The organism is Vogesella oryzae (genome assembly GCF_902829295.1).
Lineage (GTDB): Bacteria > Pseudomonadota > Gammaproteobacteria > Burkholderiales > Chromobacteriaceae > Vogesella > Vogesella oryzae.
The window spans coordinates 102,270-119,282 of sequence record NZ_CADEPL010000005.1; the positions used below are offsets into that span (position 1 = coordinate 102,270).

The 17,013-nt window shown below is 63.7% G+C and carries 19 protein-coding genes; 11 read left to right on the forward strand and 8 right to left on the reverse strand.

Annotated elements, in window-relative coordinates; all coding sequences use genetic code 11:
* The first annotated feature begins 28 nt into the window (after nucleotides 1-28).
* The 8 genes from fdx to HU218_RS02320 all read left to right on the forward strand — a co-directional run bounded on the left by fdx (nucleotide 29) and on the right by HU218_RS02320 (nucleotide 5,997).
* Entirely contained in the window at nucleotides 29-370 is a 342-nt protein-coding gene (gene fdx, locus HU218_RS02285) for an ISC system 2Fe-2S type ferredoxin (RefSeq protein WP_174873327.1), read from the forward strand.
* 10 nt (nucleotides 371-380) lie between these two features.
* Nucleotides 381-575 (forward strand): Fe-S cluster assembly protein IscX, encoded by a 195-nt coding sequence (gene iscX, locus HU218_RS02290; RefSeq protein WP_174873328.1) that lies wholly within the window; start codon nucleotides 381-383, stop codon nucleotides 573-575.
* Between the two features lie 133 nt (nucleotides 576-708).
* Nucleotides 709-1,344, forward strand: a complete 636-nt coding sequence (locus HU218_RS02295) for a glutathione S-transferase family protein (protein ID WP_174873329.1) — start codon at nucleotides 709-711, stop codon at nucleotides 1,342-1,344.
* Nucleotides 1,345-1,431: 87 nt separating this feature from the next.
* The gene (udk, locus tag HU218_RS02300) at nucleotides 1,432-2,046 is read left to right on the forward strand and encodes a uridine kinase (RefSeq protein WP_174873330.1); all 615 of its coding nucleotides are present in this window, start codon (nucleotides 1,432-1,434) and stop codon (nucleotides 2,044-2,046) included.
* A gap of 106 nt (nucleotides 2,047-2,152) precedes the next feature.
* On the forward strand, nucleotides 2,153-2,413 hold the full coding sequence (locus HU218_RS02305) for a hypothetical protein (protein ID WP_174873331.1): 261 nt from the start codon (nucleotides 2,153-2,155) through the stop codon (nucleotides 2,411-2,413).
* Nucleotides 2,414-2,555: 142 nt separating this feature from the next.
* Nucleotides 2,556-3,803: an NO-inducible flavohemoprotein gene (gene hmpA, locus HU218_RS02310; RefSeq protein ID WP_425509241.1), complete on the forward strand. Its 1,248-nt coding sequence runs from the start codon at nucleotides 2,556-2,558 to the stop codon at nucleotides 3,801-3,803.
* A 56-nt stretch (nucleotides 3,804-3,859) separates the two neighbouring features.
* Nucleotides 3,860-4,297: an Rrf2 family transcriptional regulator gene (locus HU218_RS02315; protein ID WP_174873333.1), complete on the forward strand. Its 438-nt coding sequence runs from the start codon at nucleotides 3,860-3,862 to the stop codon at nucleotides 4,295-4,297.
* A gap of 275 nt (nucleotides 4,298-4,572) precedes the next feature.
* The gene (locus tag HU218_RS02320) at nucleotides 4,573-5,997 is read left to right on the forward strand and encodes an alanine/glycine:cation symporter family protein (RefSeq protein WP_174873334.1); all 1,425 of its coding nucleotides are present in this window, start codon (nucleotides 4,573-4,575) and stop codon (nucleotides 5,995-5,997) included.
* A 103-nt stretch (nucleotides 5,998-6,100) separates the two neighbouring features.
* Here HU218_RS02320 and hemN read toward each other — a convergent pair whose 3' ends face one another.
* Complete coding sequence (gene hemN / locus HU218_RS02325) at nucleotides 6,101-7,507, reverse strand: oxygen-independent coproporphyrinogen III oxidase (protein ID WP_174873335.1); 1,407 nt, start codon at nucleotides 7,505-7,507, stop codon at nucleotides 6,101-6,103.
* Between the two features lie 111 nt (nucleotides 7,508-7,618).
* Here hemN and fnr point away from each other — a divergent pair, with 111 nt between their 5' ends.
* A complete protein-coding gene (gene fnr, locus HU218_RS02330; RefSeq protein WP_174873336.1) occupies nucleotides 7,619-8,365 on the forward strand; it encodes a fumarate/nitrate reduction transcriptional regulator Fnr in 747 nt (248 codons plus the stop codon).
* 57 nt (nucleotides 8,366-8,422) lie between these two features.
* Here the strand turns inward: fnr and HU218_RS02335 are convergent, their stop codons facing one another.
* Genes HU218_RS02335 through HU218_RS02345 form a run of 3 tightly spaced genes read right to left on the reverse strand, consistent with a single transcriptional unit; the run spans nucleotide 8,423 to nucleotide 10,570 of the window.
* The gene (locus HU218_RS02335) at nucleotides 8,423-8,878 is read right to left on the reverse strand and encodes a flavodoxin family protein (RefSeq protein WP_174873337.1); all 456 of its coding nucleotides are present in this window, start codon (nucleotides 8,876-8,878) and stop codon (nucleotides 8,423-8,425) included.
* Between the two features lie 7 nt (nucleotides 8,879-8,885).
* Nucleotides 8,886-9,797, reverse strand: a complete 912-nt coding sequence (locus tag HU218_RS02340) for a DUF1853 family protein (protein ID WP_174873338.1) — start codon at nucleotides 9,795-9,797, stop codon at nucleotides 8,886-8,888.
* On the reverse strand, nucleotides 9,794-10,570 hold the full coding sequence (locus tag HU218_RS02345) for an RNA methyltransferase (RefSeq protein ID WP_174873339.1): 777 nt from the start codon (nucleotides 10,568-10,570) through the stop codon (nucleotides 9,794-9,796). Before HU218_RS02345 ends, HU218_RS02340 begins: the two co-directional genes overlap by 4 nt.
* A gap of 144 nt (nucleotides 10,571-10,714) precedes the next feature.
* On the opposite strand from HU218_RS02345, the gene HU218_RS02350 reads away from it, so the two are divergent.
* Entirely contained in the window at nucleotides 10,715-11,503 is a 789-nt protein-coding gene (locus tag HU218_RS02350; RefSeq protein WP_174873340.1) for an inositol monophosphatase family protein, read from the forward strand.
* A gap of 159 nt (nucleotides 11,504-11,662) precedes the next feature.
* On the opposite strand, the gene HU218_RS02355 is transcribed toward HU218_RS02350, so the two are convergent.
* From HU218_RS02355 to HU218_RS02370, 4 genes are all read right to left on the reverse strand, one after another.
* Nucleotides 11,663-11,797, reverse strand: coding sequence for a DUF3149 domain-containing protein (locus tag HU218_RS02355; RefSeq protein WP_174873341.1), 135 nt, complete (start codon nucleotides 11,795-11,797; stop codon nucleotides 11,663-11,665).
* Nucleotides 11,798-12,008: 211 nt separating this feature from the next.
* Entirely contained in the window at nucleotides 12,009-13,019 is a 1,011-nt protein-coding gene (locus HU218_RS02360) for a cytochrome d ubiquinol oxidase subunit II (RefSeq protein WP_174873342.1), read from the reverse strand.
* Nucleotides 13,016-14,353 (reverse strand): cytochrome ubiquinol oxidase subunit I, encoded by a 1,338-nt coding sequence (locus HU218_RS02365; RefSeq protein WP_174873343.1) that lies wholly within the window; start codon nucleotides 14,351-14,353, stop codon nucleotides 13,016-13,018. The genes HU218_RS02360 and HU218_RS02365 overlap by 4 nt, the downstream gene beginning before the upstream one ends.
* Nucleotides 14,354-14,356: 3 nt before the next feature.
* On the reverse strand, nucleotides 14,357-14,926 hold the full coding sequence (locus tag HU218_RS02370; protein WP_174873344.1) for a GbsR/MarR family transcriptional regulator: 570 nt from the start codon (nucleotides 14,924-14,926) through the stop codon (nucleotides 14,357-14,359).
* 215 nt (nucleotides 14,927-15,141) lie between these two features.
* Between HU218_RS02370 and HU218_RS02375 the strand changes: the two genes are divergently transcribed.
* Nucleotides 15,142-16,986, forward strand: a complete 1,845-nt coding sequence (locus tag HU218_RS02375) for a sensor domain-containing diguanylate cyclase (RefSeq protein ID WP_174873345.1) — start codon at nucleotides 15,142-15,144, stop codon at nucleotides 16,984-16,986.
* Nucleotides 16,987-17,013: the final 27 nt, after the last annotated feature.

The window sequence follows — 17,013 nt, forward strand, 5'->3', positions numbered from 1 at the left end:
CGCGTGCGGCCAACCCGGAGAACATTCCATGCCGCGTATCATCGTGCTGCCCAATACCGACCTGTGCCCGGATGGCGCCGTACTTGACGACGTCGCCACCGGCACCACCGTCTGCGAAGCACTGCTGGCCCACGACATCGAGATCGAGCACGCCTGCGAGATGTCCTGTGCCTGCACCACCTGCCATGTCATCGTGCGCGAGGGCTTCAATTCGCTGCCGCCGTCCGACGAGCTGGAAGACGACATGCTGGACAAGGCCTGGGGTCTGGAAGCGCAGTCGCGGCTGTCGTGCCAGGCCATCGTTACCGACCAGGACCTGGTAGTGGAGATTCCGCGCTACACCATCAACCACGCCCGCGAACATCACTGAGGAGCCTGCCATGAAATGGAGCGACATCCACGACATCGCCATCGAACTGTGCGACGCGCATCCGGAGGTGGATCCGAAGACCGTGCGCTTTGTCGACCTGCATAACTGGGTCGTGGACCTGCCCGGCTTTGACGACGACCACATGCGTGGCGGCGAAAAAGTGCTGGAAGCCATCCAGCAGGCATGGATCGACGAGGCGGAATAAGTCCGCACGTTGGCCGCATGCCCTGACAAACGCCCTGCCCCGTGCAGGGCGTTTGCGTTTATCCCGCCTGCCGGCGGAGCGGCTTTGCTATGCTGGAGCATTCCGCTTTCCACCATTGCTCCCGGAGACTGTCATGCTGACCCTGGTAATCGGCAACAAGAATTTCTCGTCGTGGTCGTTACGGCCGTGGCTGCTGCTCAAGCACATCGGCGAACCGTTCCGCGAACAGCACATCCGCCTGTACATGCCGGACACCCGCCAGCACCTGCTGGCGGCCAACCCGGCCGGCAAGGTGCCGGTGCTGTTCCACGACAATCTGCGCGTGCATGACTCGCTGGCGATCTGCGAATACCTCAACGAGCTGTTCCCGGCCTCCCGACTGTGGCCGGACGACCAGGCCGAGCGCGCCGAGGCGCGCGCGATTGCCGCCGAAATGCACAGCGGCTTTCTGGCGCTGCGCGGCGAGCTGCCGTTCAACATCACCCTGCGCACCCGCCATCAGCCATCGGCAGAAGCCGCCGCCGACATCCAGCGCATCTGCGACATCTGGCAACAGCTGCGCCATCGCCACCAGGACGCCGGCCCGTGGCTGTTCGGCCGCTTCAGCATCGCCGATGCCATGTTCGCACCGGTAGCCTGCCGTTTCGTCAGCTACGGCATCGAGCTGCCGGCAGCGGCCGCCGCCTATGTCGACCATGTACTGGCCGATAGCGCGATGCTGGAATGGTTCGACGCCGCGGAAACCGAACAGGCCGGCACGCTGGCATAAGGCCGGCAGCGGCCCGTTTGTGCGGACAGGTAGTCGGATGCGCGCCAAGTCATTAGAATGGCGGGCTTTTTTTCTGGGGCAACATCCATGAGCACACCGTTCATCATCGGCATCGCCGGCGGCAGCGGCAGCGGCAAGAGCACGGTTACCCGCAAGGTACTGGAGGCGATCGGGCCGGAGATGGCAGCGGTGATCGTGCAGGACTACTACTACCGCGACCAGAGCCACCTGTCGTTCGAACAGCGCCTGGGCACCAACTACGACCATCCGCAGGCTTTTGACTGGCCGCTGCTGATTGAGCACATCGACGACCTGCGCAACGGGCTGGGCATCGACATGCCGGTCTACGACTTTGCCCGCCACAACCGCGCCGAGGAAACCGTGCGCGTGGAGCCGGCGCCGGTGATCGTGATCGAGGGGCTGTTCCCGCTGTACGACGCGGCCCTGCGCGACATGATGTCGCTGAAGATCTTCGTCGACACCGACGCCGATGTGCGTTTCATCCGTCGCCTGAAGCGCGATATCGCCGAGCGCGGCCGCACCACCGACAACGTGATCGAGCAGTACCTGAGCACCGTGCGGCCGATGCACAACCAGTTCATCGAGCCGACCAAGCGCTTTGCCGACGTGATCCTGCCGCACGGCGCCAACGAGCCGGCGGTAGACATCATCACCACCAAGGTCGCCAGCCTGATCGGCTGAAGCAATTTGGCGGCAGGGTGCAACTTTGTCGCCACCACCCGCTCCAAGCGGGCAGCGGCGGCCAACCTGCCAGGTTGGCCGCCAGCGTTATCCACCGGGAGACCCCATGCTGACGATAAAACCGCGCAATCCGTTTGCGCATGCGCCGCAAATGAAAAAGGGCGGCGCCCACCAGCGCAGCGCCTCCGGCGCGCGTTTCGGCCACAAGCAGGCACTGCTGGCCGAGCTTGATGACTGGTATCAGGACCACTGGCACACTGACGCCGACGACATCACGGAGGCGGACGGTAGCGACAAACCGGGCTGCGGCCCGGTTTTTTCATGCCTGCCGCCACCGCAACGCTTGCCATCCGCTCACCCGTTCTAAACCGTTAGCGGTGCACGGGTGACAGTGCGGCTTTAAATATGTATAGTTTGCACATCTTTAGTTTTTGCCGCCGCCGGTAGCCTCACCAAACCGACACGGCAGAGCGGCGACCAGCTTCATCACGATACTGGCGCCTTTAAATATGTATAAATTACACACCTTAAAGGACACCCCCATGCTGGATGCAGTCACCCGCCAACTGGTCAAAGCCACCGCCCCGATACTGAAAGAACACGGCGTTACCCTTACCCGCCATTTCTACGCCCGCATGTTCCAGCACAACCCGGAACTGAAGCAGATCTTCAACCAGGGCCACCAGCAGGCCGGCAGCCAGCAACAGGCGCTGGCCATGGCCGTGGCCGCCTACGCCGAACACATCGACGACCCGTCGGTACTGGCGCCGGTACTGGCGCTGGTCGCCAACAAGCACGCCAGTCTCGGCATTCGTGCCGAGCACTACCCGATTGTCGGCGCTCACCTGCTGGCCTCGATCCGCGAAGTGCTGGGCGAGGCCGCCAGCGACGAGCTGATCGCCGCCTGGGCTGCCGCCTACGGCCAGCTGGCCGATATCCTGATCGCCGAGGAAGCCAAGCTGTACCAGCAGAGCGCCAACCAGCCGGGCGGCTGGAGCGGCTGGCGCGGTTTCAAGGTTGGCCGCAAGGTGGTGGAAAGCGAGGAAATCACCTCCTTCTATCTGCAACCGGCCGATGGCGGCCCGCTGCCGGACTATCGCCCGGGGCAGTACCTGTCGCTGCGCCTGCTGGTGCCGCAACTGGGCATGATGCAGCCGCGCCAGTACAGCCTGTCGGCAGCGCCCGGCGGCAGCGCGTTGCGCATCTCGGTGAAACGCGAAGCCGGCAACGACAGCCCCGCCGGCATGGTCTCCAACCAGCTGCATGACGCGGTAAACGTCGGCGACGTCCTCGACGTGGCACCGCCGCTGGGCGACTTCTTCCTGCATCAAGAGCGTAGCGGCCCGGTGGTGCTGATCAGCGCCGGTGTCGGCATCACCCCGATGCTGTCGATGCTGGAACAGCTGCTGCAACAGGACAGCCCGCGGCAGATCCGCTTCCTGCATGCCTGCCGCCACGGTGGCGTGCATGCCTTCCGCCAGCAGCTGGCCAACTGGAGCCGCGAATACCCGCAGCTGCAGGCGCACTGCTGGTACGAATTCCCGCGCCAGCAGGATGTGGCCGGCAGCGACTACCAGCACGTTGGCCGCATGACGCTGGCGACGGTCGCCGCTAGCGCCATCCTGGCGGATGCCGACTATTACCTGTGCGGCCCGTTGCCGTTCATGCAGCAGCAGAAAGCCGCGCTGCTGGCGCTGGGGGTGTCGGCAGATCGCATCCATGCCGAGGCATTCGGCACCGGCGGCGCCGGGCTGTAATTGAGGCCAACGTCCAGCAAGCGTATGCTCTGTGCTTTGCCAGCCAAGCCAGCACCATGCAACTGACGCACTTCACCGACCTGGGCCTGCGGGTATTGATGTACCTGAGCACGCCCAGCGCTACCCCGGTCACCATCGGCGAGATTGCCGAGCGCTTCAGCGTGTCGCGCAATCATCTGGTGAAAGTGGTGCATTTCATGGCGCAACAAGGCTGGCTGGCCACCAGCCGCGGCAAGGGTGGCGGCCTGGCGCTGGCGCGTCAGGCCAGCCACTACCGACTGGGCGAGATCATCCGCACGCTGGAAGACATCGGCGACCTGATCGACTGCGCCGAACCGGCTTGCTTCCTGCGCGGCCGCTGCCGGCTCAAGGGGGTGCTGGACGAGGCACTGGCGGCGTTCTTTGCCGTGCTGGACCGCTACACCCTGGCCGACGTCGTCGCCAGCCCCACTGGCGAAGCGATCGCCATCCTGCATCAGCTGCGCCCGGCCTGAGCCGCCGGGCCGGTTGTGTCACCTCCCCCGCTGCCGGCGCCCCCTGCCGGCAGCGCATCCCGCCTCAAATAGTTCGTTTCGCCACAACACATTCCAATCCGATCAAGCATTCGTGCCAAATGCTTGCTTTTTCAGCGACATATATTCGTTTTCGAACGTATACAATTTATTTTTGCGGTATGATGCGCGCCCTCGGGCACATTTGCGCGAAACCGAACAACAAGAGTCCCCGAACGACCTTTTACAACACCTTCACTCTTCCTTTAGGAGTCGACATGGAAGCCCTCCATAACCTGATCAATCAGGGCAACGACCTCATCTGGGGCCAGCTGCTGATTTACATCCTGATCGGCGTAGGCGTCTTTTTCACGCTGCGCACCGGCTTCATGCAATTGCGCCTGCTGCCGCGCGGCTGGCAGGAAATGCTTGGCGGCCGCAGCCACATCGGCGGCGAGAACGACATTTCCTCGTTCCAGGCCTTTGCCACCGGCCTCGCCTCCCGCGTGGGCACCGGTAACGTCGCCGGCGTGGCTACCGCCATCGCCCTGGGCGGCCCGGGTGCCGTGTTCTGGATGTGGATGACCGCACTGCTGGGCATGGCCAGCGCGTTTGCCGAATCCACCCTGGCACAGCTGTTCAAGGTCAGCCACCACGACAACACCTTCCGCGGCGGTCCGGCCTACTACATCCAGAAGGGCCTGGGCATGCGCTGGCTGGGTATCGCCTTCTCGCTGTCGCTGATCCTGGCCTTTGGCCTGGTGTTCAACGCGGTACAGGCCAACTCCATCGTGGCCGCCACCGAAGGTGCCTGGGGCTGGAACAAGAACCTGGTCGCCATCGGCCTGGTGCTGATCAGCGCGCCGATCATCTTCGGCGGTCTGCGCAAGGTGGCACAAGTTGCCGAATGGATGGTGCCGTTGATGGCCGCCATCTACCTGGGCATGACCCTGTTCGTGATCTTCGGTCATCTGGCGGAAATCCCGGGCGTCATCATGCTGATCGTGAAGAGCGCCTTCGGCCTGCAACAGGCGGCTGGCGGTTTTGCCGGCTATGCCATTAGCCAGTCGATGATGCTGGGCATCAAGCGCGGCCTGTTCTCCAACGAAGCCGGTATGGGCTCCGCCCCGAACGCGGCCGCCGCGGCAACTACCCGCCACCCGGCCAGCCAGGGCATCGTGCAGATGTTCGGCGTGTTCATCGACACTATCGTGGTGTGCTCCTGCACCGCCTTCATCGTGCTGCTGTCCGGTGCCTACGTACCGGGTGCCGAGCTCAAGGGCGTGCAACTGACCCAGGCAGCACTGTCCGCCACGCTGGGCGGCTGGGGCGGTCACTTCCTGGCGGTGGCACTGTTCCTGTTCTGCTTCAGCTCCATCATCGGTAACTACGCCTACGCCGAAGGCAACGTCGAGTTCATCAAGAACAACAAGCTGGTGATGCTGGGCTTCCGCCTGCTGGTGCTGTTCATGGTGGCATTCGGCGCCATCGGCAGCTCGCCGCTGGTATGGGACATGGCCGACCTGTCGATGGGCATCATGGCGCTGATCAACCTGTTCGCCATCGTGATGCTGTCCAAGTATGTGTTCACCCTGCTGAAGGACTACCAGCAGCAGCTGAAAGCCGGCAACAAGCAGCCGGTGTTCGATGTGAAGCAATACCCGGAAATCCAGGCCAAGATCCACCCGGAAAGCTGGAAGTAAGCCCCTGCGCCGCTGCGGCCAACGTTGGCCGCAGACGGGCAGACAAAAAAAACCGCCGCCCTTGCCGGGTGGCGGTTTTTTTATGGCCGAATCACTAGGCCGACTAGATGGTCTTGGAGTAGCGCGCCTTGGTTTCGCGCTCGCGCAGGTGACGATCGAAAATCATGGCGATGTTGCGGATCAGGAAGCGGCCCTTGGGCGCCACCATCAGGAAGTCTCCGTCGAAGGTCAGCAAGCCCATCTTCTGCAGTTCGCGGATCTGCGGCAGTTCGTCGGCAAAGTACTGCGCGAAGTTGATGCCGAAGATTTCCTCGATTGCCTCCACCGACAGCGAGAAGCGGCACATCAGCGACTGGATCACGCTGCGGCGCAGGATGTCGTCCTGGGTCAGCGTCATGCCGCGCAGCACCGGCAGATGGCCGGCATCCAGCGCCGCATAGTAGGCGTCGATGTCTTTCTCGTTCTGCACGTAACAGGGGCCGACCTTGCCGATCGACGACACGCCCAGACCGATCATGTCGCAGTCGGCATGGGTGGAGTAGCCCTGGAAGTTGCGCTGCAAGCGCCCCTGCTGCAACGCGCGCGTCAGTTCGTCGTCCGGCTTGGCAAAGTGGTCCATGCCGATGAACACGTAGCCGGCATCGGTCAGCTGCTGCACCGAGTTCTGCAGGATGTCGAGCTTGTGCTCGGCGGTCGGCAGATCGGCCTCGTTGATGCGCCGCTGCGGCATGAACACGCTGGGCAGGTGCGCGTAGTTGTACAGCGCGATGCGGTCCGGATTCATTGCCAGCACCTTGTCCACGGTGCGGCGTACCGAGTCGGCACTCTGCAGCGGCAGGCCGTAGATCAGGTCCACGCTCACCGACTTGAAGCCGGCCTCGCGCGCCGCGTTGATCACGGTCAGCGTTTCTTCCTCGCTCTGCAGGCGGTTGACCGCCTGCTGCACCGCCGGGTCGAAATCCTGGATGCCGACACTCATGCGGTTGAAACCCAGCTTGCCCAGATGCAGCACGGTGTCGCGGCCAACCTTGCGCGGGTCGATCTCGATGGAAAATTCGCCATCCGGCAGCAACTCGAAATGCTTATTAATGGCCGCCATCACCCGGCTGAGTTGCTCGTCGGAAAGGAAGGTCGGCGTACCGCCGCCAAAATGCAGCTGGATCACCTTTTCGCGGTAGCCCAAGCGCGCCGCCACCAGCGCGATTTCCTTTTCCAGGTAGTCCAGATACTGGTCGGCGCGGCTCTTGTCCTTGGTAATGATCTTGTTGCAGCCGCAGTAATAGCAGATGGTGTTACAGAACGGCACATGCACATACAGCGAGATCGGCCGGTGGCTGGCGCCGATGGCATGCTGCTCCAGCCAGTGTTCGTAATCCTTCACCCCGAAGCCGCCGTGAAAGCGGTCTGCCGTCGGATAGGAAGTGTAGCGCGGACCGGATCCTTCAAGTCTTTCGATAAGTTCTCTATCGAAAACACATTGGGTCGGCATAAAGGGGGCGGTGGGTGTCATAATTTTCTGGCTTGGAAAACTGGTGGTGGGCTGGTAAATTTGCGCAATTCAGCCTTGCCACGCTTTGATACGTGTCAAGCAAGCCTCTAGCCTTGCGAAAACCGGAACCCAATGACCGAGCAAACCCCCACTCTGCACACGCTGAAAGTGTCGTGCTCCAACTGCAGTCTGCGTGAACTTTGCCTGCCCGTTGGCCTGAACCGGGAAGAAATGGCCCAGCTGGATGCCGTTATCCGCCAGAGCCGTCGCCTGAAACGTGGCGAATACCTGTTCCGCTCCGGCGAAGGCTTCCGCTCGCTGTATGCGGTGCGTACCGGCTACTTCAAGACTTGCGTTTCCAGCCAGGATGGCCGCGAGCAGGTTACCGGCTTCCACATGTCCGGCGAGCTGATGGGGCTGGACGGCATCTCCGCCAGCCAGCACGGCTGCGATGCCATCGCGCTGGAGGACAGCGAGGTGTGCGAGCTGCCGTTCAACCGTATGGAAACGCTGGGCCGCGACATCCCCAGCCTGCAGCACCACTTCTTCCGCCTGATGAGCCGCGAGATCGTGCGCGACCAGTCGGTGATGCTGCTGCTGGGCAATATGAAGGCCGAGGAACGGCTGGCTGCCTTCCTGCTCAACCTGTCGCAGCGTTTGTCGGCGCGTGGCTTTGCCGCCTACGATTTCATCCTGCGCATGAGCCGTGAGGAAATCGGCAGCTTCCTGGGGCTGAAACTGGAGACCGTCAGCCGCACGCTGTCCAAGTTCCAGCAGCAGGGCTGGCTGAAGGTCGATCACAAGCACATCCAGATGCTGCAACCGGAAGAGCTGAAGGCACTGGTTGCCGGCTGCGCCCAAGCCAACAGCCTGCGCTGATCCGGCCCGCAATCCAGCACGCCCCGCCCTGCGGGGCGTTTTTTTTTTTGCTGGCGGCTAGAGAGCGCCGATCGACAATGCCGCCGCCAGCGTGGCGCCCAGCTCGGCGGCGGCGTCCAGCGCTGCCGCCGTTACCTCGCCCTGCACCAGCAATGGCGGCAGCGCCTCCTGCAGCGGGTAGCCGGTGGCAATGCGGCGGATGGCGGAGAGCGCGCCCTGGCCGTCGTTGCCGGCGCTGATGATCACCGCGTAAGGCAGGCCCGCCACCTTGCCTTGTGCCGGGTAGAAAGTCCGATCGAGAAAATCCTTCAGCGCGCCCGCCATGTAACCGAAGTTCTCCGGCGTCGCCAGCACCAGTGCGTGACAGCCGAGCAGATCGTCGATGCCGGCCTGCAGCGCCGGCAGTACCCGCACGGCCACCGTGTCCTCGCCACCGGCCGCCGCGGCGGCGGCCGTCACCAGCGCGCGGGTATGGCCGCTCTGGCTGGCATAGACGAACAGCAGGGTTTTCATCACCGCCTCACGATGCGGCCAACTTGCGCTGCAGTTCGGCCAGCATGCCGGGCAACGGCCAGTCGTCGCGCACCACGAAGCCGCGCGCGATCTCGTGCCAGTCGCCGTCCGCCCCGATCACCAGCTCCGCCACCAGTCGCGCGCCATCGGCCAGCGCCAGTTCGGCTTGCAGCTGTGCCAGCGTCAGCACCACCTCGTCCGCCGCGCGCGCCGGCGCCAGCCAGCACAGCCGCGGCAGCACCAGCCAGCGGCTATCGGCATCGTGCTGCGGCCAGGGTTCGGACAAACGCCGCCACCAGCCGCAACAGGCATCCGTATTGCACGGAAACGTTGGCCGCGGAGCCGCCGGATAAAACAGCCAGCCGCTAAGCCGGCTGTAGGCTGGGCAACCGGCAAAGCCAGCCGGCAGCTGCGCCGCCGGGTGGCAGGACAGCGCCAGCTGGCTGGCCAGTTTGCGGTATTTCAGCGGCCAGGCATCGCGCAGGCTGGGGCCGACCAGTTCGCCGCTGGCATCATCCAGCTGCAGGTAGAACTTGCTGGCCGCCTCCAGATGCAACGGCTGCCCGTCGATGCGCAACAGATAGTCGAATTCGCCGATGCTGCGGCCATGCTCGGCCAGCGGCAGGTTGGCCGCCACGCAGTCGATGTGTGGCGCGTGCTCGAACCAGAACTGCAACAGCAGCTCGGCATACACCCCCAGCCGGCGTGTCGGGTGCGCGGCCAGCCAGTCGAGCAAGGGCTGCGGTGCCGCATCCAGCGCCAACAGTTGCGGCCAACCTTGCGGCCCCAGCAAGCGGGCGCAGTCGAGTTCTGCGCCGCTATGCCACGGCGGCGGGCAACTCAGCAGAAATGCCAGATCGCGCACCGGCTGGCAACGCAGTGCGCGAAGGCCATCTGCCAGCCGGTGACGGTAACTCATGCCTCGTTACCGTCCTTGTCGCCGGCCTGCTCCTTGCCGGCCAGACGCTGCGCCTGCTTGTAGAAGCCGCGCAGGATGTCGATCTCCTCGCGCAGCAGGCCGGCACGGTGGAACATGGTGCGCAGGCGGCGGATCATGCGTTCGCTGTTGCGACGGCGGTAGTAGCCGATGTCTTCCAGCGTGGCGTCCAGGTGATCCACCATGCCGTCCACCTCGCCCTGGGTGGCGCTATTGCCGTCCGGCTTCAGGTAGTCGACGTTGACGCCGGTGTGGCTGAACAGCTCGTAAGTCATCACCTGCACTGCCATGGCAAGGTTGAGCGAGAAGTAGTCCGGGTTACCCGGGATGGTCACCAGCCGGTTGCACTGCTCCACTTCCTCGATCGACAGGCCGAAAGTCTCGTTGCCGAATACCAGCGCCACCTGTTCGCCGTCACGCGCGCGCGCGATCAGTTCCGGCGTGGTTTCTCGCGGAATGGACAGCGGCGTGGTCAGTTCACGGCGGCGGCTGGTCAGCGCGCAGGCCACGGTGACATCGGCCAGCGCCTCGGCCAGGGTCGACACCACGGTGGCGGTCTGCAGCACGTCCACCGCGCCGGAGGCCAGGGTATCGGCCTCTTCGGACGGAAACACTTTGGGCTCTACCAGATACAGCCGGGTCAGCCCCATGGTTTTCATCGCCCGCGCCGCCGAGCCGATATTGCCCGGATGGTTGGGACGCGCCAGCACGACGCGAATGTTCTTCAAAAAATCAGGTACTTGGGGTTTATTCATCGGGTGATTTTGCGTAGAATCGCGGGTTTTCCGAAACGCCCGTCGCTGCGACGGGGTTTTGTCGCTCCTTAACCCAGACAAGTTTACGGCAGGCGTCGCCCGACAGCGGGACGACGATTGCCCATTTCTATTGTGAGGCCGTCAATGCATCCTATGCTCAATGTCGCGGTAAAAGCCGCTCGCCGCGCCGCCAATGTGATCCAGCGCGCATCGCTGAACCTGGATTCCATTCGCGTCGAAAACAAGAAGCACAACGATTTCGTGTCCGAAGTCGACCGTGCCGCCGAACAGGCGATCATTGATGTCATTCTGGAAGCGTATCCGAAGCACGGGATTCTAGCAGAAGAGTCCGGTGCCTCCGGCCTCGGCAACGCCGAATACGAGTGGATCATCGATCCGCTGGACGGCACCACCAACTTCATCCACGGCCATCAGCAGTACTGCATCTCCATCGCGCTGGCGCACAAGGGCCAGATCCAGCAGGGTGTGGTATACGACCCGAACCGCAACGATATGTTCACCGCCAGCCGCGGCGTGGGCTCGTTCCTCAACGATCGTCGCATCCGCGTGTCCAAGCGCATCAACATGAACGAATGCCTGATCCCCACCGGCTTCCCGGTTGTCGACCAGAGCATGCGGGACCCCCACCTGGACATCCTGAAGGACGTACTGAAGAAAACCGCCGGTGCCCGCCGCGAAGGTTCCGCCGCGCTGGACCTGTGCAACGTGGCTTGCGGCCGCGTGGACGGTTTCTTCGAATTCAACCTCAAGCCGTGGGACATCGCAGCCGGTAGCCTGATCGTGCAGGAAGCCGGTGGCATGGTTACCGACTTCCACGGCGAGCAGACCTGGTTCGAAAGCGGCGACATCGTGGCCGCTCCGCCGAAAGTGCTGGGTCAGCTGCTGCCGATCATCGCGCAGCACGTGAAGTAATCCTCACGCCCATGCAAAAGCCCCCGACGGCAACGCCGTCGGGGGCTTTTGTGTTTTTGCGTCTGTGTGCACAAAAAAAGAAGGGGGTACGGCCCACCACCGCCCCCCCAAACACACACACATCAAGAGGATTCGTTCCGGCCAAAGCTGCCGTCTGTGTTACTTGTCGTCGCGGGATTTCGCCTTCTTGACGAAATAGCTCACCACCACAGTGACAATAATCGTCGTGACCGTAATCACGATAATGCTCAACCGACCTACATCATCCGAGAGCAGCTGTTTCCACAGTTCCACGATGTTCTCCTTCCGGCAGTCCGGCATTCAATCTGGATGAAGCCATCATACCCATGCGCAAAACAGGGGCTTTGATGCAAGTCAAGCAGCAGTAACGCTGCGTAACCGCTTGTATCCCGCACTACCGGATATGCCGCACAGTCATGCAGTATCAGGCGCAAAAAAGGGCAGGATTTCTCCTGCCCTTTTGTGTTGGCGCAATGTTTTTACTTCAGGAATAGCTTAGCCCCCGCGCCTTGCCGCGGAACACGCGGTAAGCAAACACGGTGTAGCCGGCGATGCATGGCAGCACCACGATGGCCCCCGCCAGAATAACCCGCAGCGCTTCCGCATCGCTGGCCGCCTGCCAGATATCCAGCCGGCCGATGACGATCTCCGGAAACACGCTATAGGCCAGCCCCCAGAACGACAGCAGCACGATACCGACGGTGGCGGCAAACGGCAGCCAGCAAAAGTTGTCATTGCCCGCCGCCTGCCTTGCGGCCAACCTTGGCAGGCTGATGGCCAGCAGTACGAACAGCGCCAGACTGGCCAGCGGCAGCGGCAACAACAGCAGGAAATCCGGCAACGCAAACCACTTGGCGGCGATGCGTGCGCTTGCCAGCGGAGTGGCGATCGACACCAGCAGCACCGCGAGACCGGTTCCCAGCAGCGCGCGCTGCGCCCAGCGGACAGCACGCTGCTGCAGCTCGCCCTCGGTTTTCATGATCAGCCAGCCGGCACCCAGCAAAACGTAGCCGGCGGTCAGCCCGATACCCGCCAGCAGCGCGAAGCCCCACGCTGCAGCACCGGGCGCGAAGCCGGTCAGATAGCGCCCCAGCATCACCCCCTGGCTCACTGCGGCCAACAGCGAGCCGGCCGCGAAGGCGGCATTCCATGCCGGCTGGTGGTGCGCCTGCGCCTTGACACGGAAGTCGAACGCCACGCCACGCAGGATCAGCCCCAGCAGCATCAGCGCCACCGGCAGGTACAGCTCGCCCAGGATGATGCCGTGCGCCATGGGAAACGCCACCAGCAGCAGGCCGACGCCCAGCACCAGCCAGGTTTCGTTGGCATCCCAGAACGGGCCGATGCTGGCGATCATGGTGTCGCGCTGCTCATCGCTGCCCAGCGGCAACAGCACGCCGACGCCGAGGTCGTAGCCGTCCAGAATCACGTAGGCCAGCAGCGAGATCGCCATCAGCCCGGCAAAGATCACCGGCAATACCAGTTCCGCAGTCATGCCGTCACTCCTTCAAGGTTGGCCGCAAGCGGCTTGCCGGCCTTGCGTGCCAGATAGAACACCACCGACACATAGCTCGCCAGCAGCACCACATACAGCGCCAGGTACATCAGCAAGGTGGACAGGATCATGCCGCCACCGACGCTGGACGCCGCATCGGCGGTGCGCAGGATGCCGGTCACCAGCCACGGCTGGCGGCCGATTTCGGTCACATACCAGCCAGCCAGCGTCGCCAGCCAACCGGAAAAGGTCATCGCCACCAGCAGCCGTGCCTGCCACGGCGCCGGCTCGCCACGGCGGCGCAGCTGCCACGCCGTCAGCCAACTGGCCAGCAGCATCGCCATCCCTACCGCCACCATCACGCGAAAACTCCAGAACACCTTGGCCACCGGCGGATGTGCGCCGGCAAACTCGTTCAGGCCGCGAATCTCGCCGTCCGAGCTGTGGGTGATGATCAGGCTGGCCAGCTTGGGAATACCCAGTGCGTAGCGGTTGGACTGCGTGGCCTCGTCCGGCAGCGCAAACAGCTGCAGCGGCGCGCCGCGCTCGGTGTGCCATACGCCCTCGATCGCCGCCAGCTTGGCCGGCTGGTGGTGGAAGGTATTCAGCCCGTGCGCGTCGCCAACCAGGATCTGCAACGGAATCAGCACGGCGGCCAACGTTACCCCGGTTTTCAGCGCCGCGTTCACGCTGGCGACACGGTCACCACGCAGCCAGCGGTAGGCCGACACGCCGGCCACCAGGAAGGCCACGGTCAGGCCGGAGGCCAGCAGCATGTGTGTCAGCCGGTAGGGCATCGACGGATTGAAGATCACCGCCAGCCAGCTCACGACATGCACCTTGCCGCCTACCACGCTGACGCCGGCCGGGGTCTGCATCCACGAGTTGAGCGCAATGATCCAGAACGCCGACACCGTGGTGCCGAACGCCACCAGGAAGGTGGCCAGCGTGTGTACGCGGTTGCTCACCCGCGAGCGGCCGAACAGCATCACGCCAAGGAAAGTGGCCTCCAGAAAGAACGCAGTCAGCACCTCGTAGGCCAGCAGCGGCCCGGCGACGTTGCCGACGTGCTGCATATAACCCGGCCAGTTGGTGCCGAACTGGAAGCTCATGGTGATGCCGGACACCACCCCCAGCGCAAAGGTCAGCGCGAAGATCTTGACCCAGAAGCCGTAGGCGTCCAGCCACGCCGCATCGCCACTGCGGTCGAAACGGGTCTTGAAGTACAGCAGCACCCAGCCCATGGCGATGCTGATGGTGGGAAACAGGATGTGGAAACTGATGTTGGCCGCAAACTGGATGCGCGCCAGGGTGACGGGGTCGAGCGACTCCATGATTTACTCCTCCTTGCCGCTGTCGCGGCCGGTGAGGCGTGACAGACTCTGGGTGAACTGCAACACCTTCTGCACCTGGCTGCCCAGCTTCATCAGCTTCTGCAGCGTCTCGACATCCATGTCGCGGATGTCGGCGAACCACTTGGTCACCAGCTCGATCAACTGGTACATCTCGTTCATGCGTGCCTGCGCGTGACGTTCGGCCTCGCCGGACGGGGTTTCCAGCATCGCGCCGCGCAGCATGGTCAGCGTCGGCTCCACCTCGCGCTTCTGCCGCTCCTCGGCCAGCGTCTTGAAAATCGCCCACACATCGTCCGGGGTGGAGAAATACTCGCGCCGATCGCCCGGCAGATGCTGCAGCTTGACCAGCCGCCACGCCTGCAGCTCCTTCAGCGCCATGCTGGTATTGGAACGCGAGCAGCCGATGGCCTCGACGATATCGTCGGCATTCAGCGGCTTGTCGGACACGTACAGCAAGGCGTAGATCTGGCCGACGGTGCGGTTGATGCCCCAGTGGCTGCCCATCTCGCCGAAATGCAGCACGAAGGACTGGATCAGGGGTGGCAGATTCATGTCTTTTCCAATTTTCAGTAATTTCTGAAAGTTTGACACAAATCAAAGACCGCATGCAAGCGTCTCGGCAGTCACCTTCGGCAGCCCGCTACGCCGACCATCGCTTGCCCTGCATCAAACCGCATCGCCGCCAGCCGTGCTTGGCGCATTGCTACATATTGTTGGCTGTTGATACAAAAGCGATACTGTTGCTATCGCCATCCCCCGGGGTTCTCATGAACGACCCTTCCAGGCTTAGCACCGAGTTGCTGCACGCTACCGCCCCGCTCACGGGCAGCCAGTGCCTGCAGGCACTGGTTGACGGTATCGCCGCGCATTACCCGGGCTGCCAGGCCGTCATCGGCAGCCAGCCCGAGCAGCCGTCGCAGCAGGTGCGCATCGTGCACAGCAACCTGCCGCATGCCGCTGCCGGCTACGCGATAACCGGCCAGCCCTGCGAACAGGTGCTCCGCAGCGGCCAGCCATTGCGCCAGCAGGCAGCGCAGGCCGCGGCCTCGCCGCTGGGCGGAGTCTGGCGGGACTATGCCGGTTGGCCGCTATATGACAGCAGCGGCACCAGCCTGGGCGTGCTGAGTCTGTTCTCCCCGCAGTGCGACAGCTTCGATGAGCAGTTGCTGGCCAGCGTGGCACCGTTTGCCCGCCGTGCCGGCGCCGAGTTGCAACGCCAGCAACAGGATGAAGCCCGGCAGCTGCGCATGCACTGGCATGAGCTGCACAGCGGTGTGTTGCGGCAATATCTGGACGGGCAGCAACCGCTCCCCGAGTTGCTGGCCGGCGTAGTCGACCAGATCGAACAACAGTACCCGGCGTGGCTGTGTGCCATCGTGCTGCTGGATGACCAGCAGCGCATGCGCCCGTTGGCCGCACCGTCGTTGCCGGCGGCATACAACAGCATTTTGCATGGCATGGCGATCGGGCCGGCGGTAGGCAGCTGCGGGGCCGCCGCCTGGCGCGGCCAGCGCGTGGTCGCGGAAAACCTGCAGCAGCACCCGTACTGGGCGCCCTACCGCGATATTGCCGCCCGCTTCGATCTCGGCAGCTGTTGGTCCGAACCCATCATCGACAGCAAGGGCAAGGTGCATGGCACTTTTGCCGTCTACCAGCACCAGCCGGCCACGCCCACGCCGCAGGCCATCACCATGCTGGAAGAATGCGCCCGCCTGCTGGCGGTGCTCATGGAAAACAGCGAAATCCGCCGTTCGCTGGATAGCCGCACCAGCTGGTATCAGGCCGTGCTGCAGAACTCGGCCGATGCGTTTTCCATCATCGACATGGAAGGCCGCTTTCTGGAAGTCAGCGACTGCCTGTGCCAGATGCTGGGTTACAGCCAGGAAGAACTGCTGGCCATGCACTTGTGGCAGGTAGTACCCAACAGCAGCCCCGAGCTGATCTGCCAGCGCCTGGCCAGCACCCTGGAGGGCGGCGAAACCTTCGACAGCGTCAACCGTCACCGCGACGGCCACCTGCTCGAAATCGAAGTCTGCGCCCGCCGCCTGCTGCTGGACGGCAAACCGGTTGTCCTGGGCTCGGCGCGCGACATCGGCGAGCGCAAGGCGCTGGAGCGGCAGCTGCTTGAACAGGCCAGCACCGACATGCTCACCGGTATCGCCAATCGCCGCCATTTCCTGCTGCAACTGGACCAGGCCGCCGCGCAGGCAACAGCCCCGCTGACGCTGTGGATGCTCGACCTCGATCACTTCAAGCAGGTCAACGACCGCTACGGCCACGACTGCGGCGACCATGTGCTGACGCACTTTGCCGCCCTGCTTTGCCAGCAGCTGCCCGCCGGCGCCCTGGCCGGCCGGCTGGGTGGCGAAGAGTTTGCCGTGCTGCTGCCGGGCATCCCGCTGGCCGCCGCGCAGCAATATGCCGAAAAACTGCAGCAACAGCTGCGACAGCAGCCGTTGCACTACCAGCAGCAAAGCGTTGCCCTCACCGTGTCGATCGGTGCCACCGCACAGCGCGACGGCGAAGACAGCCACGGCATGATGATGCGTGCCGACCAGGCGCTATACCAGGCCAAGCACGCCGGCAGGAACCGCTGCATCGCCCTGCCGTGACGAGCCGCATGGCATCCCGTAAAATGT